This window comes from Halomonas sp. SpR1 (assembly GCF_031010175.1).
Taxonomy (GTDB): domain Bacteria; phylum Pseudomonadota; class Gammaproteobacteria; order Pseudomonadales; family Halomonadaceae; genus Vreelandella.
In genome coordinates this window covers 30,622-54,194 of sequence record NZ_JAUAMB010000026.1, presented here as the reverse complement: position 1 = coordinate 54,194, position 23,573 = coordinate 30,622, and the positions used below count along the sequence as shown (strand labels likewise).

27 protein-coding genes are annotated in these 23,573 nt (G+C 53.6%); 7 read left to right on the top strand and 20 right to left on the bottom strand.

What is annotated here, in order from left to right; all coding sequences use genetic code 11:
* Positions 1–40 precede the first annotated feature (40 nt).
* From QT231_RS16885 to ettA, 4 genes are all read left to right on the top strand, one after another.
* The gene (locus tag QT231_RS16885) at positions 41–1,354 is read left to right on the top strand and encodes an MFS transporter (RefSeq protein ID WP_308338001.1); all 1,314 of its coding nucleotides are present in this window, start codon (positions 41–43) and stop codon (positions 1,352–1,354) included.
* Positions 1,355–1,593: 239 nt separating this feature from the next.
* On the top strand, positions 1,594–2,019 hold the full coding sequence (locus tag QT231_RS16880) for a PAS domain S-box protein (protein WP_308338000.1): 426 nt from the start codon (positions 1,594–1,596) through the stop codon (positions 2,017–2,019).
* 196 nt (positions 2,020–2,215) lie between these two features.
* Positions 2,216–2,443: a PA3496 family putative envelope integrity protein gene (locus QT231_RS16875; protein ID WP_308337999.1), complete on the top strand. Its 228-nt coding sequence runs from the start codon at positions 2,216–2,218 to the stop codon at positions 2,441–2,443.
* Between the two features lie 174 nt (positions 2,444–2,617).
* Positions 2,618–4,279: an energy-dependent translational throttle protein EttA gene (gene ettA / locus QT231_RS16870; protein WP_308337998.1), complete on the top strand. Its 1,662-nt coding sequence runs from the start codon at positions 2,618–2,620 to the stop codon at positions 4,277–4,279.
* Between the two features lie 122 nt (positions 4,280–4,401).
* Here ettA and coq7 read toward each other — a convergent pair whose 3' ends face one another.
* From coq7 to phaR, 6 genes are all read right to left on the bottom strand, one after another.
* Positions 4,402–5,043: a 2-polyprenyl-3-methyl-6-methoxy-1,4-benzoquinone monooxygenase gene (gene coq7 / locus QT231_RS16865; protein WP_308337997.1), complete on the bottom strand. Its 642-nt coding sequence runs from the start codon at positions 5,041–5,043 to the stop codon at positions 4,402–4,404.
* Positions 5,044–5,082: 39 nt separating this feature from the next.
* The gene (locus QT231_RS16860) at positions 5,083–5,424 is read right to left on the bottom strand and encodes a histidine triad nucleotide-binding protein (protein ID WP_308337996.1); all 342 of its coding nucleotides are present in this window, start codon (positions 5,422–5,424) and stop codon (positions 5,083–5,085) included.
* A gap of 11 nt (positions 5,425–5,435) precedes the next feature.
* On the bottom strand, positions 5,436–6,308 hold the full coding sequence (locus QT231_RS16855; RefSeq protein ID WP_064234683.1) for a phosphoribulokinase: 873 nt from the start codon (positions 6,306–6,308) through the stop codon (positions 5,436–5,438).
* Positions 6,308–6,748, bottom strand: a complete 441-nt coding sequence (locus QT231_RS16850) for a thioesterase family protein (RefSeq protein WP_308337995.1) — start codon at positions 6,746–6,748, stop codon at positions 6,308–6,310. Before QT231_RS16850 ends, QT231_RS16855 begins: the two co-directional genes overlap by 1 nt.
* An 82-nt stretch (positions 6,749–6,830) precedes the next feature.
* Entirely contained in the window at positions 6,831–8,114 is a 1,284-nt protein-coding gene (purD, locus tag QT231_RS16845; protein ID WP_308337994.1) for a phosphoribosylamine--glycine ligase, read from the bottom strand.
* A gap of 67 nt (positions 8,115–8,181) precedes the next feature.
* Positions 8,182–8,688, bottom strand: a complete 507-nt coding sequence (gene phaR / locus QT231_RS16840) for a polyhydroxyalkanoate synthesis repressor PhaR (RefSeq protein WP_308337993.1) — start codon at positions 8,686–8,688, stop codon at positions 8,182–8,184.
* A 137-nt stretch (positions 8,689–8,825) separates the two neighbouring features.
* Between phaR and QT231_RS16835 the strand changes: the two genes are divergently transcribed.
* Positions 8,826–9,539, top strand: coding sequence for a 16S rRNA (uracil(1498)-N(3))-methyltransferase (locus QT231_RS16835; protein ID WP_308337992.1), 714 nt, complete (start codon positions 8,826–8,828; stop codon positions 9,537–9,539).
* Between the two features lie 31 nt (positions 9,540–9,570).
* Here the strand turns inward: QT231_RS16835 and QT231_RS16830 are convergent, their stop codons facing one another.
* The 12 genes from QT231_RS16830 to hemH form a co-directional block, all read right to left on the bottom strand.
* A complete protein-coding gene (locus QT231_RS16830; RefSeq protein ID WP_308337991.1) occupies positions 9,571–10,140 on the bottom strand; it encodes an ATP-dependent zinc protease in 570 nt (189 codons plus the stop codon).
* A 41-nt stretch (positions 10,141–10,181) separates the two neighbouring features.
* Positions 10,182–11,450: a lytic murein transglycosylase gene (locus QT231_RS16825; RefSeq protein WP_308337990.1), complete on the bottom strand. Its 1,269-nt coding sequence runs from the start codon at positions 11,448–11,450 to the stop codon at positions 10,182–10,184.
* Between the two features lie 69 nt (positions 11,451–11,519).
* Positions 11,520–12,965, bottom strand: a complete 1,446-nt coding sequence (locus QT231_RS16820) for a DASH family cryptochrome (protein ID WP_308337989.1) — start codon at positions 12,963–12,965, stop codon at positions 11,520–11,522.
* Between the two features lie 54 nt (positions 12,966–13,019).
* Positions 13,020–13,160 (bottom strand): DUF2256 domain-containing protein, encoded by a 141-nt coding sequence (locus tag QT231_RS16815; protein ID WP_308338013.1) that lies wholly within the window; start codon positions 13,158–13,160, stop codon positions 13,020–13,022.
* Positions 13,161–13,379: 219 nt separating this feature from the next.
* Entirely contained in the window at positions 13,380–13,784 is a 405-nt protein-coding gene (gene mnhG / locus QT231_RS16810) for a monovalent cation/H(+) antiporter subunit G (RefSeq protein ID WP_308337987.1), read from the bottom strand.
* Complete coding sequence (locus QT231_RS16805) at positions 13,777–14,046, bottom strand: cation:proton antiporter (protein WP_308337986.1); 270 nt, start codon at positions 14,044–14,046, stop codon at positions 13,777–13,779. Before QT231_RS16805 ends, mnhG begins: the two co-directional genes overlap by 8 nt.
* Positions 14,046–14,519, bottom strand: a complete 474-nt coding sequence (locus tag QT231_RS16800) for a Na+/H+ antiporter subunit E (protein ID WP_308337985.1) — start codon at positions 14,517–14,519, stop codon at positions 14,046–14,048. The genes QT231_RS16805 and QT231_RS16800 overlap by 1 nt, the downstream gene beginning before the upstream one ends.
* Positions 14,516–16,117 (bottom strand): Na+/H+ antiporter subunit D, encoded by a 1,602-nt coding sequence (locus QT231_RS16795; RefSeq protein ID WP_308337984.1) that lies wholly within the window; start codon positions 16,115–16,117, stop codon positions 14,516–14,518. The genes QT231_RS16800 and QT231_RS16795 overlap by 4 nt, the downstream gene beginning before the upstream one ends.
* Complete coding sequence (locus tag QT231_RS16790; protein ID WP_308337983.1) at positions 16,114–16,461, bottom strand: Na+/H+ antiporter subunit C; 348 nt, start codon at positions 16,459–16,461, stop codon at positions 16,114–16,116. Before QT231_RS16790 ends, QT231_RS16795 begins: the two co-directional genes overlap by 4 nt.
* Positions 16,462–16,479: 18 nt before the next feature.
* Positions 16,480–16,911 carry a Na+/H+ antiporter subunit B gene (locus tag QT231_RS16785; RefSeq protein WP_308337982.1) on the bottom strand — a complete coding sequence of 144 codons (432 nt, stop codon included), beginning with the start codon at positions 16,909–16,911 and terminating at the stop codon, positions 16,480–16,482.
* Positions 16,904–19,255 carry a putative monovalent cation/H+ antiporter subunit A gene (locus tag QT231_RS16780; RefSeq protein ID WP_308338012.1) on the bottom strand — a complete coding sequence of 784 codons (2,352 nt, stop codon included), beginning with the start codon at positions 19,253–19,255 and terminating at the stop codon, positions 16,904–16,906. The genes QT231_RS16785 and QT231_RS16780 overlap by 8 nt, the downstream gene beginning before the upstream one ends.
* A gap of 229 nt (positions 19,256–19,484) precedes the next feature.
* Positions 19,485–20,564, bottom strand: a complete 1,080-nt coding sequence (gene hemH, locus QT231_RS16775) for a ferrochelatase (protein ID WP_308337981.1) — start codon at positions 20,562–20,564, stop codon at positions 19,485–19,487.
* Positions 20,565–20,695: 131 nt separating this feature from the next.
* Here hemH and QT231_RS16770 point away from each other — a divergent pair, with 131 nt between their 5' ends.
* Both QT231_RS16770 and QT231_RS16765 read left to right on the top strand, forming a co-directional pair.
* Positions 20,696–22,321, top strand: coding sequence for a cryptochrome/photolyase family protein (locus QT231_RS16770; RefSeq protein ID WP_308337980.1), 1,626 nt, complete (start codon positions 20,696–20,698; stop codon positions 22,319–22,321).
* A complete protein-coding gene (locus tag QT231_RS16765; protein WP_308337979.1) occupies positions 22,321–22,725 on the top strand; it encodes a DUF393 domain-containing protein in 405 nt (134 codons plus the stop codon). The genes QT231_RS16770 and QT231_RS16765 overlap by 1 nt, the downstream gene beginning before the upstream one ends.
* 8 nt (positions 22,726–22,733) lie before the next feature.
* On the opposite strand, the gene QT231_RS16760 is transcribed toward QT231_RS16765, so the two are convergent.
* Complete coding sequence (locus QT231_RS16760) at positions 22,734–23,036, bottom strand: DUF6482 family protein (RefSeq protein ID WP_308337978.1); 303 nt, start codon at positions 23,034–23,036, stop codon at positions 22,734–22,736.
* Between the two features lie 161 nt (positions 23,037–23,197).
* Complete coding sequence (locus tag QT231_RS16755; protein WP_064234698.1) at positions 23,198–23,491, bottom strand: hypothetical protein; 294 nt, start codon at positions 23,489–23,491, stop codon at positions 23,198–23,200.
* Between the last annotated feature and the right edge of the window lie 82 nt (positions 23,492–23,573).

Genomic DNA, 23,573 nt, shown 5'->3' with positions numbered 1-23,573 from the left:
TTGAGTTAGCCTGAGATAGATGGATCAAAAAGGAGCCCCGATGGCCGAACACAACGTTTCGCAAACTCGTCTGTATGAGTGGCTGACGGGTGATGACGATAGCCGCCTGTGCGATGACATACCTGAAAGCGCCTGCGACGAACAACCGCGCAATTTTTTTCTTCATGTATGGGCCTCTTTGGGCAATAAGCTGGCTGACGAACTGTCGAGCGCGCGCCTGGTTTTACCCTGGCTGATGGGCATTATTGGCGCCCCCGTCTGGATGGTAGGCCTACTGGTTCCCATCCGGGAGTCAGGTGCCCTGCTGCCACAAATTTTTGTGGCTGGGTTTATCCGTTTAAAGCCCAGACGCAAATGGGTGTGGGTAGCTGGCGCTCTGATCCAAGCATTCGCTGCCTTAGCGCTTGCTGTATTAGCGTTATTCGCCAACGGCACCTTGGGCGGCGCGTTAGTGCTGGCAGCGCTAGTTCTGCTCTCGCTGGCACGGGGGTTATCCTCAATCGCCACAAAAGATGTACTGGGTAAAACCATTGCCAAGCGCCGCCGTGGCACGTTAATGGGCTGGAGCGGCAGCATTGCCGGCGGCGCGACGTTGGCAGCAGGAGCGGTGCTAATGCTGTTTGAGAGCCGCCCCGGCAATTTAGTAGTGGCAATACTGCTGGCCATAGCTGCCGGCGGTTGGCTAATGAATGCCATCGCTGCCGGGCGCATTCAAGAAGCTGCTGGCGCGGTAGAAGGAGGAGAAAACGGCTGGGACAGCATTAAACTGGGCCTCTCGCTGCTGAAAAATGACCGCACTTTTTTACACTTTAATGTTGCGCGGGCACTCCTGCTCTCAAGCGCTCTTGCTCTTCCCTATATCGCTCTTCTCGGGCAGAACCAAAGCGGCACTGACCTGGGGGGCCTGGGCATACTAATTGTGGTATCGGGACTAGCCGCCATGGTGGCCAGCCCGGTATGGGGGAAACGCGCAGATCAGTCAAGTCGAGGCGTGATGCGCGATGCAGCTATGGGTACCGCTATTTGCTGCTTATTGGCCGCCAGCCTGGTTTGGCTCCCCGGCGAATGGACACACAGCATATGGCCCTATGCAACGATTTACGCCCTGCTGGTCATTGTGCACCACGGCGTACGATTAGGGCGCAAAACCTATCTCGTCGATATGGCAAGCCAAGATAACCGCGCACTCTACGTTGCCCTATCAAATACCTTAACCGGCGTATTAATGCTGTTCGTAGGTGGTTTTATTGGCGCCTTTGCACAATGGTTTGGTAGCGGCGTATTACTACTCATTTTGGCGGCTACCGCCGTCGGAGCGATCTTAAGCGCGCATCAACTACCCGAAGTCGAGTAACATGCCGCTGGCCAGCAATATGAAACACAAGGTTATTTTCAATAAACCCGCTGACGTTAGGATAGCGTTCACGATTGCAATGCGCGGCAACGCTCGCCATGATAGAGCCAGATAGCAGTGATGCGTTGGCACATTTGCTATGCTGCCTATAATAAGTGATTGGACATTCCGGCGGTTCACAGGTGTAAAAGCGGCTGTGAACCATGGAAAGGACTTGGAGCTGCAACAGGAACAACTTGATGAAACGATCCCCTTTGATCAGCCCGGAGCTGCTTGAACGTATTGTTGACGCATCGGAAGACGGCATCGTCGTTGCCGAACAGGAAGGGGATGAAAATATCCTCATCTACGTCAACAAAGGCTTTGAGCGTTTGACGGGCTACAGTGCGGATGAAATTTTGTATCGCGACTGCCGCTTCTTACAAAACGAAGACCGTGACCAGGACGCGCTAGTCGCTATTCGGGATGCGCTAAAAGATGGCCACCCTTCCCGAGAAGTACTGCGTAATTACCGCAAAGACGGCACCATGTTTTGGAACGAGCTTTCTATCACCCCTGTCTATGACGAGGCTGATGAGCTGATGTACTTCATCGGTGTACAAAAAGATGTGACGGAGCGTGTAGAGGCACAGCTAGCACTTGCGGAGTTACAAAAGCAGCGGTAAAGCAGTTGATCATTAACTTTCTCACTAAAAAAAACTATAAAGCTTGAACTTCATCCCAACTGGCGTTATATAGCGGCAAGGCGCTTGTACTGCGCTAGGCGCTTCACGTTACGGATAGCATGTGTTTTCGAACTGCATATGCACTCGTGTGAAGCCGTTGTTTCGCCGGCACGCCGGCTGGGTTGGAGGACATCACATGAGCCGTGATCCCCTAAGTCGTGAGACCCTAAGTCATGAAACCTTAGGCAGCGAAGTACTCGACTCAGACGAGTTTGAGAGCTTAGACGCCGTAAATGATGACCACTACGGTAAAAGCAAACCAAGCAAAGCAGACAGCTTACGTGCACGACGCCAAGTTGAAGCGTGGCTGGAAGAGCGTCGACTCCAGCGCGCCATTGAAGACGACTGGGACGAAGAAGAGTAGACCTTGAGTAGCTCGGCCTTCTCAGCAATTGAGTGGGCCCGGCTAGCTATACGCTCCTAGCCTTTCCTGGCGCAGACCACTATCATCACTTCCTAGTCTGTAATAACAGTCAGTAATAAGAGCCAGTAGCCCGCTGCTGTCGCTTTATTCTTTTCATCAACTTAACGGATCTCCATGGCGCAATACGTTTTCACCATGAACCGGGTCGGCAAAGTAGTGCCGCCCAAAAAGCAAATTCTCAAGGATATTTCGCTCTCGTTTTTCCCGGGCGCCAAAATCGGTGTGCTGGGGCTTAACGGTTCGGGTAAATCCACACTGCTGCGCATTATGGCCGGTGTCGATAAAGAGTTTGAAGGTGAAGCTCGTCCGATGCCCGGCATCAATGTTGGCTATCTTCCCCAGGAGCCGCAGCTAGACGACGAGAAAAACGTCCGCGACACCGTAGAAGAAGCGCTAGGAGAGATTAAACAGGCGCAGGAGAAGCTGGATGCGGTGTATGCAGCCTACGCAGAGCCCGATGCCGACTTTGATGCGTTGGCTAGCGAGCAGGCACGGCTTGAAAATATTATCGAAGCGGCCGATGCGCACAACCTTGAGCGCAAGCTTGAAGTGGCTGCGGAAGCACTACGCCTGCCCCCCTGGGAAGCCAAAGTAGGCAATCTCTCGGGTGGTGAGCGTCGTCGTGTAGCACTCTGCCGCTTACTGCTTTCCAGCCCCGATATGCTGCTGCTTGACGAGCCTACCAACCACCTTGACGCAGAGTCGGTGGCGTGGCTAGAACGTTTCCTTCACGACTACAACGGTACCGTTGTGGCTATCACCCACGACCGCTACTTCCTGGATAACGTGGCGGGCTGGATTCTTGAGCTTGACCGTGGTCAGGGCATTCCGTTTGAGGGCAACTACTCCCAATGGCTGGAGCAGAAAGATCAGCGTCTGAATCAAGAAGCCAAGCAGGAAGCCTCGCGCCAGAAAGCCATCAAGCAAGAGCTTGAGTGGGTGCGCAGTAACACTAAAGGCCGCCAAGCAAAGAGCAAAGCGCGCTTAAACCGCTTTGAAGAAATGCAGTCGGGCGACTTTCAAAAGCGTAATGAAACCAATGAGATTTACATTCCGCCTGGCCCACGCCTGGGCGATAACGTCATTGAGTTTCGTGATGTGGCCAAGCGCTTCGATGACAAGCTGCTCTACCAGAACCTCTCTTTCACCATTCCCCAAGGTGCGATTGTCGGCATCGTCGGCGGTAACGGTGCGGGTAAGTCGACGCTCTTCAAACTGATCACTGGTAAAGAGCAGCCCGATGAGGGCGAAGTTCTGGTGGGTGAGACGGTTGATATCGCTTACGTCGAGCAGCTACGCGATGGCTTAGACGACAAGCAGAGCGTCTGGGAAGCCGTTTCCGATGGTCAGGACATCCTGAACATTAACGGCTACGAAGTCTCCTCGCGTGCTTATGTGGGTCGCTTCAACTTTAAGGGTAATGACCAGCAAAAGCGTTTGTCTGAGCTCTCCGGTGGTGAGCGTGGTCGCCTGCAGCTTGCCCAAACCCTCAAGCAAGGCGCTAACGTTTTGCTACTCGATGAGCCCTCTAACGACCTGGATATCGAAACCCTGCGAGCACTGGAAGACGCGCTTCTGGCCTTCCCTGGCTGCGCCATGGTGATCTCTCACGATCGCTGGTTCCTTGACCGTATCGCTACTCACATTATGGCCTTTGAGGGTGACTCTGAAGTGGTCTTGTTTGAAGGCAACTACGCGGAGTACGAAGAGGATCATAGAAAGCGGGTGGGTAACGATACACCCAAGCGCATGAAGTATAAGCGCATTGATGCCTGATCATCAGCATCACGCTGGCAAGTCGATATTGACAGCAAAAGGCCCCGCTTTGCGGGGCCTTTTAGGTTTAAAAGCCTGGCTTTTAAACCAGGGCAAAGCCGACTAAGCGCTACCAGAACGCGTCAAAGATGATAGACGCTTTTGGTCACTACTTTTGCGGCCAAACGCACGCCCCACTTAACCGGTGCTGGAAAACGTACACCACCAGCTTCTAAGGCCAATTGTGCGTGGTGTGCATCATCAACGGCCATCTGGCGCAGTATAGCGCGTGAGCGGTTATCGCTACTGGGTAGCGACTGTTGGTGTGAATCAAGATGTTTCCCCGCCTGCTCTTCGGTCGCAGCTACCAAACCCAAACTAATACGATCACTGACCGCCCCCGAGGCCGCCCCCATGCCAAAGGAAGCAATATAAAAGAACGGGTTTAGGTAGCTCGTTCGGCTCTGCAGTTGCTCCAGACGCTCATCGCACCAGGCGAGATGATCGATCTTCTCCAGCGCCGACTGCTCCATCTGGTGACGTGTATGGGGAAGTTTCGCGGTTACACCCTGCCCTTGATAAAGTGCTTGAGCACACACTTCGCCGGTATGGTTAATACGCATTAAGCCCGCCGCATGGCGACGCTCTTGATCATCCAGCACTCCCTCGGCTACTCCTTCGCCGGGACTGGTACGCTGGGACGAAGCCGCATGGGGTATCAGCGTCCGTAAGACAGTATCAAACTGGTGTATCAGGCGATCTGAACGACTCTGTTGACGATCCATGGCAACACTCCGTTAACTTGCGATAGCAACCTGCTTAGCTCAACCGGCAGGCCAGGTGAAAGCACGCCCACCCATTAAATGCATATGAATATGGTAGACCGTTTGTCCGCCCATTTCGTTGCAGTTCATCACCACCCGATAGCCATCCTCGGCAAAGCCTCGCTCCCGTGCAAGCTTGGCGGCGGTAAACTGGAGTCGACCGATCAGCGCCAAGTCAGCTTCGTCAATATCGTTCAACGTGGCAATATGCTTTTTAGGAATAATCAACTGATGGGTAGGTGCCTGGGGATTGATATCATTGAATGCCAACACGTGGCCATCTTCGTAAACGATATCAGCAGGGATTTCGCGGTTGATGATTTTGCAAAAAAGACAATCCATACAACTCTCCTTTAACGGAAGCGTCTCTGTGCGAGAAGATGCCTAACCAATGGGGCAAGAATAAGTTCCATTGCCAGCGACATCCGCGCACCCGGCACAACCAGCGTGTGAGGACGCGTCATAAACGAATCTTTGATCATCGCGAGCAACCAGGGGAAGTCCACGGTCGAAGGATCCCGAAAGCGGATAACCACAAATGACTCTGCATCAGTGGGAATATCCTGCACTTCAAAAGGGTTAGAGGTGTCGACCGTCGGCACCCGCTGGAAATTGATGTGAGTACGCGAAAACTGCGGCTGGATATAACGCACATAGTCATCCATCCGGCCCAGGATAGTGTCAATGACCGCTTCCTGTGAGTAGCCACGCAGCTTGGTGTCACGGTCAATCTTTTGAATCCACTCAAGATTCATGGTCGGCGCCACGCCTACCAGCAGATCCACATGGCGCGCAATGTCATACTCTTCCGTGACCAGCCCACCATGCAAACCTTCATAAAACAGCAGGTCGGTACCACAGGGTAGCGACTGCCACTCGGTGAAGGTACCTACCCGGCAGCCCGCTTCGATTTTCTGCTTATCTTCAGCGTGGATATAGTGCCGAAAAGTGCCCGACCCATGCTCGCCATACTCACTGAATAGCCCTTCAAGGCGATCCAGCAAATTCGCCTCTACGGCAAAATGCGATAGCTCATCTTTGCGCTCCGGCTCTTCCCGGAAGATGCGATGCAGATCATCGCGTGTATAGCGGTGAAAGGCGTCGCCATCAACCATTGCTGCATGCACATCTTCGCGCAAAAACATGCGCTCAAAGCTGCGCCGCACGGTAGTGGTACCCGCCCCTGAGGAGCCGGTCACCGCAATAATCGGATACTCCCGAGACATCAGCCACACCTCGCACGGGAAAGCGCTTGTTTAACCTGTTCAGGCACTTCGACAGGACGCCCGCTAGCAAGATCGATCAGTAGCTGATTGATTCGTGCGGTGGCGACTATCTGCTGGGAATCCACCTGATAAATACGCTGATAGATCGTTAATGATTTGCCTTGTGGCTCAGGTACAGCAGTAGCAATCGTTAACCCATCGGGCCAGCGCGCCTCACTTTGATACTGAACGGCGAGATCAGCGACGACCGAAGGGTACCCGTGCATATCCCACTCGGGCAGATCCAAGGCCGCGAAGGCTTGAATACGCGCCTCGTGAAGCAGCGATACCAACGCATCATGCCCCAAGTGGCGGCCGTAGTTCATATCGGTTACCCGCACCGTCATAGGATGACGATGAATGACCGCCTCAGCGGGGAAGTTCAGCTTGACACGCTCCATGCCTGTTTCCTCGTCAGTGAATTAGGAAACCACTGATTAATCGGGGCATCCGTTCAGTATTTGCTTAGCGTAGGCTTACTTACTACTCTCGGGCAATCGCCCGGAATGCGATATCACGGCGATACTCGACGCCATCCCACTGAATGGCACTAGCGCCCTTGTACGCTTGCTGCTGCGCTGCTGAGACACTATCACCTAATGCCGTCACACATAGCACGCGGCCCCCGGATGTGGTGATCTCACCCTGAGCATTTTGTGCTGTGCCCGCGTGAAACACTTTGCAGCCCGTTTCTTCAGCCGCGTCTAAGCCGTGAATCACGTCACCCTTGCGGTAGCTGCCAGGGTAGCCACCAGCAGCTAAAACCACGCCCACCGCGGCACGAGGATCCCATTCGCAGCGTTGCCCCGCCAGCTTGCCCTGGGCTCCCGCTAAACAGAGTTCAGCAAAATCAGAGGTTAGGCGCAGCATAATCGGCTGGGTTTCAGGGTCACCAAAGCGGCAGTTATATTCAATAACCTTGGGGTTCCCCGCTGCATCGATCATTAGACCAGCATATAAAAATCCGGTATACGCATTACCCTCTTCGGCCATGCCACGCACGGTGGGCAGAATGACCTGCTCCATGATGCGGGCGTCAACCTCGGGGGTAACCACCGGCGCTGGCGAGTAGGCGCCCATACCGCCGGTATTCGGACCGGTATCACCATCGTAGGCGCGCTTGTGGTCTTGGCTGGTGGCCATGGGGACGACATTCTCTCCATCCACCATGACAATAAAGCTTGCCTCTTCGCCTTCCAAAAACTCTTCAATGACGACCCGAGCGCCCGCATCGCCGAAAGCGTTGGCTTCCAGCATATCGCGAATAGCTGCCTCAGCTTCGGCTTCGCTAAGCGCCACAATCACTCCTTTACCTGCAGCCAAGCCATCCGCTTTAATGACGATCGGTGCGCCCATTTTGCTTAAATAAGCAAGCGCCGGGTCAACTTCTGTAAACGTTTGGTAGTCGGCTGAAGGAATATCATGACGGGCCAGAAAATCCTTGGTAAAAGATTTTGAACCTTCCAGCTGGGCGGCCGCTTGAGTAGGGCCAAAGATAGTTAATCCGGCCGCTTGAAAACGATCCACGACGCCCTCTACCAAAGGAGCCTCAGGGCCCACAACGGTTAAGTCAACCTGCTCTTCACGGGCAAAATCGACCAAACGATCGAGATCCGTTGCGGCAATCGCTACGTTAGTCAGCTTAGCTTCCGTCGCGGTGCCCGCGTTGCCGGGGGCGACAAATACTTGCTCAACCTGTTTAGATTGCGCCAATTTCCAAGCCAGGGCGTGCTCGCGACCACCGCCGCCTATCATCAAAACCTTCATGTGCATCCTTCTCAAACGGGAGAGCGTATATCGGCGGCATTATGCCACAGCGCAGCACCAAGTGGGGTCAGGAGGAGGGTTTGTCATCTTTGTTAGCATCGCTGCTATCGCTCTCATGCTGCTCAGCATCACCTGGCTCACCGGTTTGCCCTGGCTGATTCAGAGTATTTTGCCAAAAACGCATGTTCTCTTCAGCGAGCTCACGCATAAATTCCAATGGAGTATTGCGCATTGCCTGCTTCCACTGGCTCTGCAAACGTTTCTGCTGCTCCAGCATGAGTTGCGTACCCTGCTCAAGATAACGCGACAGCGGCAGCGGTGACGTCATATCGTAAACACGGATTAACTGCGCCAGCAGATCGTTTGAAAATACTTCCGCTTCACTATCGGCTTGCTCCTGCTCGATAATGATAGAGAGCAGAATAGTTCGCGTTAGATCTTCTCCGCTTTTAGCATCCTCCACCCGAAACGGCTCTTCTTCGATGATTAAACGGCGTAGGTCTTCAAGCGTTACATAACGGCTCTGCTGAGTATCATACAACCTGCGGTTGGCATATTTGCGAATTACGCGCACGGCGCATCTCCTTAAACACTATATAGGGGCTTTTATTCCCGTTACTGGTATTGTGCCTGCACCACGCGCCTATGCAAGCCACCTTGAAAGATTAGGTAGCCGCACTGCGCCAATTTTGTGACTAATAGACCACCATTATGAATTTGATTCTGCTCAACCCCAACGATCTTACCGGCGATGGCCACGTCTGTATCACCAATTCACGCCGACTGACACACCTTCGCGATGTTCATCGTTCGTCACCCGGTGACCTGCTAACCGTTGGGGTTCAAGGCGGCACCATGGGTAAAGCACTGTTAAAAGAGCTCACCACTGAGCGGGCGTATTTCCAACTGGAGAACCTCAACGAGCCACCGCCGCCACCGTTACCCGTACATTTGGTACTAGCCCTGCCCCGCCCGCGTATGTTGGCGCGTACCTTAGAGCATGTAACGGCACTGGGCGTTAAAGAGATCACTCTGCTGCATACTAAACGGGTCGAGAAAAGCTACTGGCAATCCCCAGAGTTACGCCCTGATAAAATTCATCAGCATTTGGTGCTTGGCTTGGAGCAAGCTCGTGATACTCATTTACCTTCGGTAACCCTAAGCAAAGGCTTCCGCCCTTTCTTGGAGCAGCAATTACCTGCTTTGCTAAGCCAACGTCGCGGCTTGGTGGCCCATCCTGGCATGCCCAATGCCTGCCCAAGAGGCATAAGTGACCCTACCCTGCTACTGGTAGGCCCAGAGGGCGGCTTTATTGCTTGGGAGGTAGAGCAACTAATGCTGGCAGGCTGCGAGGGAATGCATCTTGGCCCGCGTATTTTACGGGTTGAGACAGCCGTGACTGCGCTTTTATCACGGCTGTTTTAAACCTTACTTTATTGAGGCAGGCCTGAAAGCATCAGGACTGATCATCTGCTGGGTCGTGGGGCACAACGGTCGCGTTTTCCCCGCACCCGGGCTCTTGCAAGAAGGTTTCACGCACATCCAGCAGGCCAAGGTGGCTAATGGTGCTGCGACCAAGCAGAAGCGGATAGTTCATATCTTCACGGTCGCGCAGGCTAAACTGTTCTTCGTAAATGGTATCGCCCATACAAACTTCCATCAGCACCACAGGGCGTTCATCACGGCCGCCTGCGCCGCGCACAGTAAGCTCACGGTAGAGCGGACGCTCAATTTGATCACTGAACACTTCGCCACTTGCCTGATCTTCAAGCTTCAATCGAAAGCGTACCCACTCCTCATCGTCCTGCTCGAACATCTCAATATCGCGAGCGTCCAGCGAAGAGGTTAATGCCCCGCTATCGAGCTTGGCTTTCACCTCGATATTCCAAGGCTGCAAGGTCGCTTTTTCAACCCAGCCGAATACTTGGTCATCATCCGCCATCGCCGTGGCGGCAGACAGCCCAGCACCTAACAGCACGCCCCCCAATATCACACTGTTAAAAAACGTTTTTTTCGTCAATTGCATAACATCATCCTTGGAAAGTAAAAGCACCCTTTAAACACTGCTTACCGTGAGCGCTGACGTAGCTGTTCAAGCAGCTCCTGGGTCGCAAACCCATCCGGTATTAACCCTTGATCACGCTGAAAGTTCCGCAAACCTTGCCGCGTATTGGGCCCCATGATGCCGTCAGCGCCACCCACTGAGTAGCCTACACGGTTTAATGCGCGCTGAAGTTCTTGAACATCGTCACGGGTCAGCGGCGCCTTATCCCGCGGCCAGCTCTGCTGTATGCCATCACGTCCGGCAATCGCATCACCCAGCGTCGCGACGGCCAGTGCATAACTAGTGGCATTGTTATAGCGTAAGATCGCACGGAAATTGGCACCTACCAAAAAGGCCGGGCCGTTAGCACCCGCGGGTATCACAATGGCAGCGCTATCAAAGTTCGGCAATTCGCCCTGCTGCGCCTGCACGCCTTGACTACGCCACTCAGCACTGCTGCGTCGCTCGGTCTGGGCGTAATCAAACCCTTCGGGCAGTCGTACCTCAACTCCCCAGGGCTGGTTAGCCTGCCATCCCGCTCGGTCAAGATAGTTGGCCGTTGAGGCCATGACATCAGGGATGCTGCCCCAGATATCGCGCCGACCGTCACCATCGCCATCTACCGCGTAGGCTTCGAAGCTGCTGGGAATAAACTGAGTATGGCCCATGGCTCCAGCCCAGGAGCCTTTCATTTCATCAGCGGCAATATCCCCTTGATCAATAATCCGTAACGCGGCGAGCAGTTCACCCCGGGCAAAGTCACGACGCCGGCCATCGTAAGCCAGCGTGGCGAGGGACTCCAAGGTCGAAAAATCGCCAAAATTACTACCGTAATTACTCTCAATGCCCCAAATGGCGACAATGATTTCGGCTGGCACCCCATAGCGCTGCTGCATCTGCTGCGCCGTTTCGCGGTGTTCAGCCAGCTTTTCTAACCCGTTATTAATACGCGTGGATGAAACTGCGGTATCCAAATACTCCCAAATAGGGCGCACAAACTCAGGCTGGTAACCGTCCAGCTCAATCACCCTCTCGCGGTAGCGAACGCCATCCAGAGCGTTACTTAGGGTCGCTTCACTGATGCCTTGTCCCGCGGCATACTGGCGAAAATCGCGCAGCCACTGCTGAAAATTAGCGTAGCTAACCTCAGTGGCAGTCTGAGTATCGACTTCTGACATCAGTTGAGGATTAGCGAGTGCTACGCTGGCAGCAAAAGGTGTACTTAGCGCTGCGATTAAAGAGACGCAAAACAGGGGACGGCAGCGCCGTTCAATAGAGAAATGACGATACATTATTTCGATCCTTAGGCAGTCCTTGGCATACCCAGGATGATGGCCTAGAAAAGAGCCAGATACCAGCCTTCACGACAGGCCGAAGGTAATGATTGGCTGCTCGGCTGAAGTGTCTGCCTCACCGCTAGAAATTAACCACCGATCCCACTGCTCGGGCACAACGCAGGGAGCTGCAAACGCCGAGGGATCTGCACGCCACGGCTGTTGGCGCGCTAAACCGGGAGGCAGATTTTCGAGCTGCTTCAGCCAATGCGCAACATAAAGGCCCTGAGGATCGTAATGCCCCGCCTGCTTCAGCACGTTAAAGTAGCGATCTTGGCGTGGATCGCGCCCAACACCTGCAATATAGCGCCAGTTGCCCCAGTTACTGGCTACGTCATAATCAATCAGGCAGTGCTCAAACCATAGCGCTCCCAAGCGCCAATCTACCTTTAAGTCTTTAACCAAAAAGCTGGCCACGTTTTGCCGGGCACGATTGGATAGCCAGCCCGTGTGACGAAGTTCCTGCATTGCAGCATCCACAAACGGCAGCCCCGTGGTACCGTTACGCCAGGCATCGAATGCGGCACACGGCCTGTCAGTTTGGTGGGAGCCAAACATCTTCTCTCCTTCCAACTGGGCAGCGCGAATAAAGTACTCCCGCCAGAGTAGTTCGAAGGTAATCCAGTAGCTCGATTCATTACTCCCGTTTTCAGCCTCCCACGCTTTCACCGCATCATTGACTTGGCGAGCAGACAGGCAGCCACGCGCCAACCAGGGTGAAACGCGGGTTGAAAAATTAGCTCCCAGCAGCCCATTACGGGTTTTCTTATACGTTTTACCGCCCTGTTGATGCCACAAGTACTCTTTCAGGCGCCCATGTGCTGCCGACTCTCCCCCCCTGTATGCATAACCTTGACGAACATCGGGATGCCAGGTGGCGCTCCGCTCACAAACGGCTTTGAGCGGTGGAAATCCCCTTGCCGCCTCGGGCCAGGGGGGCAGTGTAACAGGGGCGCAGCAACTGGTTGGGACAGTGCATTCACTCTCCACGCTGCGCCTAAAGGAAGAAAAGCTCGCCGGCAACGCGTCAAGTTCGAAAGGCAATGACGACTGATCCATGAGCCGTCCACTCTCGATGCAATCAAATGCCGTCTGACTAGGCAAGCCTTCCTTAACCGCCCGAATATGAGCGGTTTCCTCAACTCCTGCATGTTCAGCAACACGGACTTGTCGTGCGTTAAGCGTTGAAGCCAGTTCAATCACTACGTCACTGGGTTTGCCAATACGAACCAACAGATCACTGCCGCGCTGCAGAAGCTCTCCGCGCAACTCCATTAAACTTTGCCATAAAAAACGCAATCGCGCAGGCCCGATACGGGGTGTCGACTCACCGTCAAATAAAGGAGAGAACCACTGCTCGTCCAAGACGTAGAGGCACAGCAGATAACAAGGCCGGGAGGCAAAGTGTAAAAGAGGGTTATCAGCAACGCGCAGGTCGTCCTGCAACCAGACAATATCAATCGTGCTGTTCATGCTTGTGCCTCCTAGAGGTGCTTTGATGCCCGGTACATTGATGCTGGTACTTAGCTATGACTGCTTAGCACTACGGCGGCACCGCTCGCTGCAGTAGCGCACTTGATCCCAACAGCGCGCCCATTTCTTCCGCCATGTAAACGGCCGCTGGCATTCAGCACAGTTTTTTTGCGGCAGATTTCCTTTGCGTCGCATGGTCATGTCTAACCGCACTGTTGGCGTCATATGGTGAAAACATGGACGCATTATCTTATACAGTACAATTATTGTACATTATTTTATTATACAAACATTATCCAATTTAAATGAGAGAGAGTGTTTAAATACTCCCTACACCAGACGCAAAAAAGCCACCCGAAGGTGGCTCATTTGCGGTTACACAGTGGCTGGCGATTTGGCAAGCTCTAATCAGGCCTAGTCAGGGTCAGTCTCGCGGGGTTGGCGCTTGGCATTTTCCTGCGTTTCCAGGCCACTTTTCAGCTCATGGGTTAGGGGATCGTAGTTGGGGCGTAACTCGTCCTTTACGGTACCGCTCCACAGCTTGGATCCGACGAAGTACCCAGCGCGGCCAATCACGTGAGCCGCCACCGGAGCGGTCATCAGGATAAACACGATGATAGCGAACGAACGAGCCACAATACCCACTTCAGCAAAGTGCATAGCGGCCGCCAACATAATTAAGATGACGCCTAACGCCGCAGCCTTGGTGGTGGCGTGCATACGGGTTAACAAATCGGGCAAACGAAGCAGCCCAACTGAGGCGAGCAATATAAACAGCGCACCACCGATGATTAACGTGCCCTTTATAAAGTCAATCATCCCTTGGGCCTCCCCTTTCCAAAAAGCGAGCAAACGCAATGGCGGCTAAAAACCCCATCAATGCAATTACGATCGCGGCATCCAGAAAACTAGCCACGTCAGACTTGATGGCATAAACCCCGACCATCCCCACCACGGTTGTAGAAAAAAGCTCTAATGCCACGACGCGGTCGGGCAGGCTCGGGCCGCGCACCACACGAACAAAAGTGAGGATAAGCGCCAGGCTCATAATCACCTGACTAATAAGAATAACGGTGTCCATTAGCGAAACAGCTCCAAAGCCCGGTGTTCCATCTCTTTTAAGTTGCGCCGTAGCTCTTCCTCATTATCTAAAAACATCGCGTGGATATACAAGACCTTACGGTCATCCGACACATCCAGGCTCAAGGTTCCTGGTGTCAATGAAATCAGATTAGCCACCAGGGTAATTTCCATTTCGGTGCGTGCGGAAAGCGGCATAGCGATGACCCCAGGCTTCATATGCCAAGGTGGGGTCACAATGTCGAAAGCCACGCGCAAGTTGGCTTGAATTAATTCTTTTAGGAAAAAACCAATAAAGCCGATGAAGCGCGGTACGCGCGCCGGGTAACCCTTCAAAGAGTCGAGCTGAGGCTCAATCAATACCAGGGTGATATAGCCAAAAATCAACCCGACAAGGAGGTTTAAGCCGCTGAAATCACCGCTTAACAGCACCCAAGCAAGCCCTAGCAGTAGGTTCCAAATGGCCCCGGTCATGGCGCTTCCTCCTCGGTGGTAGTCTCTGGTGCGGCTTCCCCTAGTGGCGGTTCCAGCAGCACATCATCTGCACTGGCTGCAACGCCTAACACCGCTTCAATATACCCCGAGGGCTCGAACAGCTGATCACCGATGCCCATCATCACCCACATGATCGGCTCTGCAAGCACACCTATGAGCAGTGAAAATAACGCCAACACCATTACCGGCAAATACATCATCCACAGGCTGGGCTTTAGCAATCGCCCGTCATCGCCAGTAGGTGTGGTGGTTTCAGGAACGTTGTTATCTTCTGGGAGGGACTTCCAAAATACCTCATTCCAAATTTTCACCATGGAGTAGAGCGTCATTAGTCCCACGGCCAGCGCGATGCCGGTAACCCAATAGGCTTCAATCTCTAAACCGGCACGCACAATCACAAACTTGGCAAAAAAGCCTGAAAGCGGCGGTATCCCCGCCAGCGAGAAGGCTGAAAGAAAGAACGCTACCGACAGCCAGGGGCGCTCCCGGTACAGCCCGCCCATTTTTTTCAGCTGGTAGGTTCCCTGCAAGCGGTGGGTGATACCACTGATCAAGAAGAGATTGGTCTTCACCACCATATTATGCACGATGGCAAACACACCGCCGGCGATAGCGAGTGGTGTGTACAACGCCAAGCCCAGAATCATATAGCCAATCTGGCTGACAATATGAAACGACAATATCCGCCTAAATTCATATTGGGCCGCAGCGCCAAGCACGCCCGTTACCATGGTGAACGCAGCGCCCCAAAGCATAATGTCCTGAAGGTAGCCCATGGTTTGATCGAACATCAGCGTAAAAACACGGAACATGGCATAAACACCCACCTTGGTGAGCAGCCCCGCAAACAGCGCAGAAACGGCGACCGGTGGGGTGTGATACGAGGCTGGCAGCCAGAAAAACAGCGGAAACGCGGCCGCCTTGATTCCAAAGGCCACCATAAACATGACCGCAAGCACTTCAATCATACCGGTGTGCTCTGCCTCATCCATACGCAGCGCAATATCGGCCATGTTGAGTGTGCCCACCATGCCATAAAGCAGCCCCACCGCAGTTAGGAAGATGACTGAGGCCAATAGGTTCAGGGTAACGTACTTAATCGCCCCTTCCATCTGCGCACGCTCACCACCGAGAATCAACAACGCAAAGGAAGCCACCAGCATTACCTCGAACCATACATAGAGGTTAAAGATATCACCGGTCAAAAAGGCCCCCATCACCCCGGCGAGAAGCAAGTGCATTAACGGGTAGTAGCCATACTTTTCATGTCCGCGGCCAGAGGTGGCCAGCGAGTAGATACCCATTGCCAAGCCAATGATTGCGGTCATCAACACCATCACCGCGCTCAACAGATCCGCAATTAAGGTAATTCCAAAGGGGGCTGGCCAGCTCCCCATCTGCATCGTGACGTAGCCATCCGACAACGTCGCTACAAACAACCACAAACTGACCATCAGCAGCGCGACATTGCCTGCGACAGCCACAAAGCGCTGCATAGGGCGTGAACGCCAAAATAACAGAGAAATTGCCCCTGACAGCAAGGGCAAGAGGACGGGAAGAGCAACTTCAGGCCTCACGTATCAGTATCCTTCATCTTATCCAGATCATCGGCCTTAACAACTTCGTAGGCGCGTCGAATCAATACCACGGCGAAGGCAAGTACCCCGAAAGCAATCACTATTGCTGTCAGCACGACCGCTTGCGGTAAGGGGTCGGCCACACCGCTAGACGGCTGCATCATGCCTTCAGGAATCAGCGGCGGTGCCCCACGGGTCATGCCCGCCGTGGTAAAAATCAGTAAATTGGCGGCATTAGAAAGCAGCATCAAACCAATCACTAATTTGACGATAGAGCGGCGCAACATCATAAAAATAGCCGTCGCGTACAGCAGGCCAATCGCCACTGCCATTAAAGGTTCCATGGTGTGCCTCCTGTTAATTCAAGGTTCATCCTTGTCGACCTCCATAAGCGTCATCACCATACCGGTGACCGAACCCAGCACGGCAAAGTAGACGCCTATATCGAAAATTAGCGGCGTGGAGGCTTTAAAATCGATAACCGGAATAGTCCACCACTGAGCTGTCAAAAAGGGTTGGCCCATAAACCAAGCCGGAACCACCGAGAGCATCCCCAGCAATAAGCCAACGCCGATCAGGTCACGAGGGTCGACCATGCGCAGCACTTCTTTGGTGGCGCTTACCCCAAAGGCAAATAAATAGAGCGTAAACGCCCCCGCCGCTACCAGCCCGGCAATGAACCCGCCGCCCGGCTCGTCGTGCCCCCTTAGCAGCAGGAAAACAGAAAACAGCAACTGGAGTGGCATTAAAAAACGCGCGGCGGTATTAAGAATAATCGTGCCTGACTTAACCATCGTAAGGCTCCTTGGCAGCCACTTTGCTGCTCTCGGCGGTTTTTGCGTCGCTGTTTTCTCCATGACGCAGCTTTAACATGGCGATAACACCGATCGCGGCGAGGGCTAACACGAACATCTCGCCTAGCGTATCCAAGGCACGGTAGTCGACCAAAATGACGTTGACGATATTGCGGCCATAAGCCAACGGCGCACTGTTCTCAATCATATAGGTCGAAATCGGTTCAAACTGTTGAATGCTCCACGAGGTCATAATCAGCAGGCATATCAAGATACCCACCATAGTAGCCACCACGCCATCGCGTATGCGCTCCAGACTGGTGGAGAGATTCGAAAAGCGCGGCAGACGGAACAGCACCAGCACCAGCAAAATGACGGTCAAGGTTTCTACCAGCAGTTGGGTAATCGCCAAATCCGGTGCACTAAACAGAATAAAAATCAGCGCGATAGAAAACCCCATTATGCCGACAGACACCACTGCCCCCAGCCGAGACCGAGAAATAGTCGCGAACAGCGCCCCCATTACCATACTCCCCGCTACCACCACCTCGTGAAAACGGACATCCAAGTCAAAAGCGAATTGCGGAGAGTGGCGCAGCAGAATTGAATTACCAATCAGTCCAATGAGAGTAATCAACATCACCAGGATGTAGTTCCGCATATAGCCATTTTGCAGTAGTCGAGTTTGCCACTCAGAGAAGTAGACGATGCCATTCATCATGCTTTCATAGCCTGCCTCGGGGCCATGGCGCATCATCGGTGCCAACACAGAAAGCTTGCCGCGCACGCTGTCCCAACGCTTAAACAGCAAAAAGCCTAAGCCAAGGCTAATGATCGACATGATCAACGCAACGTTGATGCCATACCAAAGCGACAACGCCACCTCTAGCGTTTGCCCGGATATAGCAGTGGCGGTTGCCGTTAATAACGCATCGGCACCTAGCACAGCGGGCGTCAGGGCCAGCAGCAGCGACACCAGGGCGAGTAACACGGGCCCTATTAACATACTCAACGGCGCTTCATGAGGCTCCAGCGGAGTTTGGTGACGTTTACCGTAAAAAGGGCGTAACGCCACAATAAAGGCAACGGCAATCGTCAATACGGAGGCAATAAAGGCAAACAGCACCAGTAGCGTTCGGAAGCTATCGGCCCCCAGCACGGACTCAAGCATTAGCTCCTTACCGATAAAACCAAGTAGCGGCGGCACACCGGCAAACGAGAGTGCGGCGACCAAGGCAATCGTGGCGGTTACCGGCATCAGCGAACGCAGGCCCCCCATTTGAGTGACATCTTTAGTGCCGGTTTCATGGTCAAGAATGCCGGCGACCATAAACAGTGCCCCCTTATATAACGAGTGCGCCAGCAGAAACGTCACAAAGGCGGTCATCGCATATTCGGTGCCGATGCCTAATAGCATCGTCAGCGTACCCAACGCCATAATGGTCGAGTAGGCCAGCAGCTTTTTGATATTCGTGTGGTGAATCGCTAGAAACGCGCCGACCAGCATCGTTGTCGCGCCGACCACGGAAAGAATCCCGACCCACATTGCCGTGCCACCCAGCTCAGGGTGTAAGCGCGCCAGCAGATAAATGCCAGCCTTCACCATGGTGGCAGAGTGCAGGTAGGCCGAAACCGGTGTCGGCGCCGCCATGGCGTTAGGTAACCAGAAGTGGAACGGAAACTGAGCCGATTTGGTGAAAGCGCCCAACAGCAAACAGATCAGCATAGGTGTGTAGAGCGCATGCTCACGCAGGTCAGCTTCCTGGCCTAGAATCTCCGCCAGCGACCAGCTGCCGCTGGCAATCCCTAACAGCACCAGCCCAGCCATTAATGCTAACCCGCCCGCTACGGTAACAAATAAGCCCTGCCGCGCTGATTTACGGGCGTTAATGTCAGCGTGGTTAAAACCAATCAGCAAATAGGAGGTAATGCTGGTCAGTTCCCAGAAAATAAACAGCGTAAACAGCCCGTCTGCTAACACCAATCCCAGCATCGAGACCATGAAAGCGACTAAGGCGATATGAAATCGAGCAAGGTCAGGATGATCTTTAAGGTAGCCACCGGCATACACCAGCACGCAGGCACCCATAACGGTAATCAACAGCCCAAACAACAGCGACAAACCGTCCAACAGAAAGGTAAGACTAATCCCCAGCGAAGGCACCCACTGCCACTCTAAAAGCAGGCTTCCGTTCTCAATGACCTCAGGGGCTTGGAGTGCCAACCACGCCGCCAGCCCGGCAGGAAACACAGCCAGCACCAAGCTGGTGCGCTGGCCAAACCAGCCGTTCAACATTGGCGACAGCGCCGCCAGCACGAATCCCATTAAAACGGCGAATTGTATCAAGCGAAACCTCCTGAATAACGAAAGGCTCACCATCAGTCAGCGGCTAAAGCCCAGGCATCGTGCCTTATCACTGGCATGCCAGTGTTGAATAATAGTGATTCTAAAGTTGTACACCTTATAACAGTCAGTTTTGGCTGACCAGTCATACCCTTAAACGCAAACAGCCGCAGGCATCTTAATGCGCCCTGCGGCTGTTGCGAGCGAGTGTTTACGGCAAATAGTTAAACTAGGGAGCCGATAGCCATCCTGCCAATTCATTATTGATGACGGCGAGCAAAGCATCGATATGGTCATCGCGATCATTCAGGCAAGGTATATAGCTGAACGTTTCGCCACCCGCTTCTATAAAGCTATCGCGGATCTCTTCTTCAATCTCCTCCAAGGTTTCAACACAGTCAGAGGAGAAGGCTGGTGACATAATCGCAATATGCTTATGCCCCTGCTCGGCGAGTTCCGCCACATGCTTAACGGTTTGCGGGCCGACCCATTTTTCGGGGCCAAACTGCGACTGGAAAGCGGTATCCACCTCCTCTTTGCTAAAACCAAGCTTCTCACGCAGCAGGCGCGTGGTTTTCTGACACTGGCAGTGATAGGGATCACCCTCCATCAGGTAGCGCTCGGGGACGCCATGGTAGCTGGCCACCAGCTTGGTCGGCCGGGTCGAGAAACCGTCGTAGGCTTCTTGAACCGAATTGGCCAAGGCCTGAATGTAGTCAGGATGGTCAAAATAAGCCGGCACTGTACGGATATAAGGCTGCCACTTCATTTTCATCAGAGTGCGAAATGCCTGATCATTCGCCGTTGCCGTTGTCGGGGACCCGTACTGGGGGTAAAGAGGAAAGAATACGATACGCTCACAACCCTTCTCTTTTAATCGGGTCAGCACGCTTTCCGTCGAGGGGTTGCCGTAGCGCATGCAGAAGTCGACTTCAACATCGTCACCATAAAGCGCCTTTAACCGGGCGGTCATCTTCTCAGTCTGGGCACGTGTCGTTGTCAGCAACGGGCTTTCGTTCTTTTCATTATTCCAGATGCCTCGGTAGGCCTTACCCGACGAGAACGGACGCTTAGTCAAAATAATCAGCTGTAGCAGCGGTTGCCATTTCCAACCGGCATAGTCGACCACACGCTTATCAGACAGAAATTCATTGAGGTAACGACGCATTGACCAGTAGTCAGTGGCATCCGGGGTGCCCAGGTTCGCTAGCACAACGCCCACTTTGGCACGCGCTACCGGCGGATGATCGTTGGGCGCATGGGCTAAGCGGCCCTCGCCCGGCTGATCCTTGACGACATTCTCGGTCATTACTCATGCTCCTGAAAAAATAGCGATGGTGCTCGGTACATATATCAATTAATTAAATCCTATCACTTTTCGGCAAAGTGGCGGCATAAAGTTATACTATCAGCATCATTTGTATAACCCTGAGGCAACACATGTCCAAGCCTTTGCTTTTGGTTCTTGGCGATCAGCTCTCTTTTTCACTCTCAACGCTGCAAAACGTGCCCGCCAATGCCGTCGTCGCTCTGTGCGAAGTTGCCGAAGAAGCCCGCTATGTGCCGCATCATATACATAAAATTGGCCTCTTTTTGGCCGCCATGCGTCACTTTGCTCAGGCGCTGCGAGAAAAAGGCTTTCAAGTTCACTACAGCACTCTAGATGACGCGGATAACTGCCACTCACTCCTTGAGGAAGCCGAGCGCATCGCCCAACAGTATGGCTGCGATGAGATACGCGTTGCCCGGCCTGGCGAATGGCGGCTGTGGGAGGCGATGCAGCAGCGCACAGACGCTACGATTCCCTGGCGACTACTCGAGGATGATCGCTTCTTTACCACTCCCGAGAATTTCGTCAACTGGGCCAAAGGCCGCAAGCAGCTAAGGCTCGAGTACTTTTACCGGGAACAGCGCAAGCGTACCGGACTCTTGATGAAGGGCGACGAACCCGCTGGCGGCAAGTGGAATTTTGACCACGATAATCGCCAGCCTATCAAGGCAGCACTTGCGTTTCCTGACCTGCCTCAACATCGCCAAGATGCCCTCACTCAGGAAGCGCTTAGCGATGCCGAACGCCACTTTAGCGACCACATGGGCACATTGGAGAACTTTAACCTTCCGGTGACACGGCGGCAGGCACTAGTGGATCTCAAGCATTTTATGCAGCATGGGTTGGCTGACTTTGGCCGCTATCAGGATGCGATCAGCGATTCGGCGCCCTATCTGTATCACTCGCGGCTCTCAGCGGCGATGAATATCGGTTTGCTATCGCCCCATGAAGTCTGCGCAGCCGCCGAGCAGCGCTACTACGATGGTGATGTACCGATCAACGCTGCCGAAGGTTTTATCCGCCAAATTCTTGGCTGGCGCGAGTATGTGCGCGGGCTCTACTGGACACGGATGCCCAGCTACAAAAGCACCAATCAGCTAGGTTTTGAGCACGATTTGCCAGCGTTTTACTGGGACGCTAATACCGATATGCGCTGCCTGCAGCGCGCCATACAGATGACCATCGATAACAGCTACGCCCACCATATTCAGCGGCTGATGGTGACAGGTAATTTTGCCCTGCTGTGCGGGGTTAAACCCGAGGCGCTGTGCGACTGGTACCTGGCGGTTTACGCGGATGCCAGCGAATGGGTGGAGTTACCCAATACACTCGGCATGGTACTCCATGCGGATGGCGGCCTAATGGGCTCCAAACCTTACTGTGCATCGGGTAAATATATCGACAAGATGTCAGATCACTGCCAGCACTGTCGCTATTCGCCTAAGCAGGTCACAGGGCCAAAGGCCTGCCCTTTCAACAGCCTTTACTGGCACTTCCTGGAAACCAACGCCGAGCAATTGAACAAAAACCCGCGTATGAAGCTGATCTACGGCTCGCTTAGCCGGATGTCTGATGACAAGCGCGAAGCAATGCGCCAACAGGCTGAAAGCTTCTTGGCTCAACTGGAAATCTCCCCCGGCTACGGGCAAGCCTGTCATACCGCAGGCTATGCCATTGCCCCAAGCGATGCCAATGCGATCTATACCAACACGAACAGCACCAAGAAGGAGTCATAATGAGCCGCTACGCACCGCTAAACGCGTCACCCCCGGTCACGCTATTTCACGACGGCCACTGCCCCTTCTGCCAGCAGGAAGTCGCATGGCTGGAGAAGCATCGTTATCGGGAACATATAGCGCTGGTCGATATTCAGGCCAGTAACTTTAACGCCCATGAGTACGAGCAAGAATTTAATGCCATGATGGGCCAGTTACACCTGCGTGATAGCCAAGGAAAGTGGTACATCGGGATGGATGCCAGCCGTGCCCTCTATGCAGTGTTGGGCTATCGGCGGCTGGTGAAGATTTCATGCTTACCGGGTCTATACGGCGCAATGAACGCCGGTTACCGATATTTTGCCCGTCGTCGAATTCGGCTTGGGCGGTGGTGGGAAAAGCGTCAGGCTAAACGTCAGGGTTGAGGGTAGTATCAAAAAACGAGCGGCATACGCGATGTCAGTGGCTCACTGTAGTGGGCATCGCGGCCAATCACTTCATCGTGGGGCACATGCTGAACCAAGTATGCGCGATGTATTCCAGCGCGCTTAAGATCCATATAGGCATCGTCCAGCGAGCGAAATAGCATCGGCTTGGCACGCTGCATCAGCATATGGCGCTCGCCTTCAACGTCCTCAAGTTCAATCTGATAAAAACGGCTGCCCGAATGGGTAATTACGCGAATTTCAAAGTTGTCGTGACTGGCGACAAACTGTTTAAGATCCTTCAGTTCCATGGTTCCCTCCTGTTACTTGTAAATGACATTGGGGCACAGCATGACTGGGCCCCATGACATTTCTATTGCCTGGATATGACATTGTCGTTACGACATTTAATAACTAGGAGGGCAACAGTGCAAGAGAGTTCCTGACCGGAAGGTCAAGAACTCTCTTGCGTTCATTGGTACTCAGAGGGGTCGATGGCTTTGCCGAGCGAATTGCGGTCAATCCAGTTGCCGCCTTTGGTCTCTTTATAGCGGAACACGACATTGTCTCCCACCGTCACAGGCAGCTCACCGTCTTCGGTCTGGTAGCTATACTTCTCACCTGCCACCACCAAATGGTAGCGATAAAGGTCTGGCATACCCAACCACTCTTTGAAGGGGCCTTCTCGCTCTATCGCCTCTAGCTCACCGCGACCTTCTAACTTAGGAAGACGCTGCCGATTACCGCGCCGAAATCCACCTGCCATTTGTTGCTCCCGTTTTTACCTGTCGTGGGTGGGGCATTATACGAGCTCGCTCCCCATCCTCAAGTGACTCATCACTAAGCTG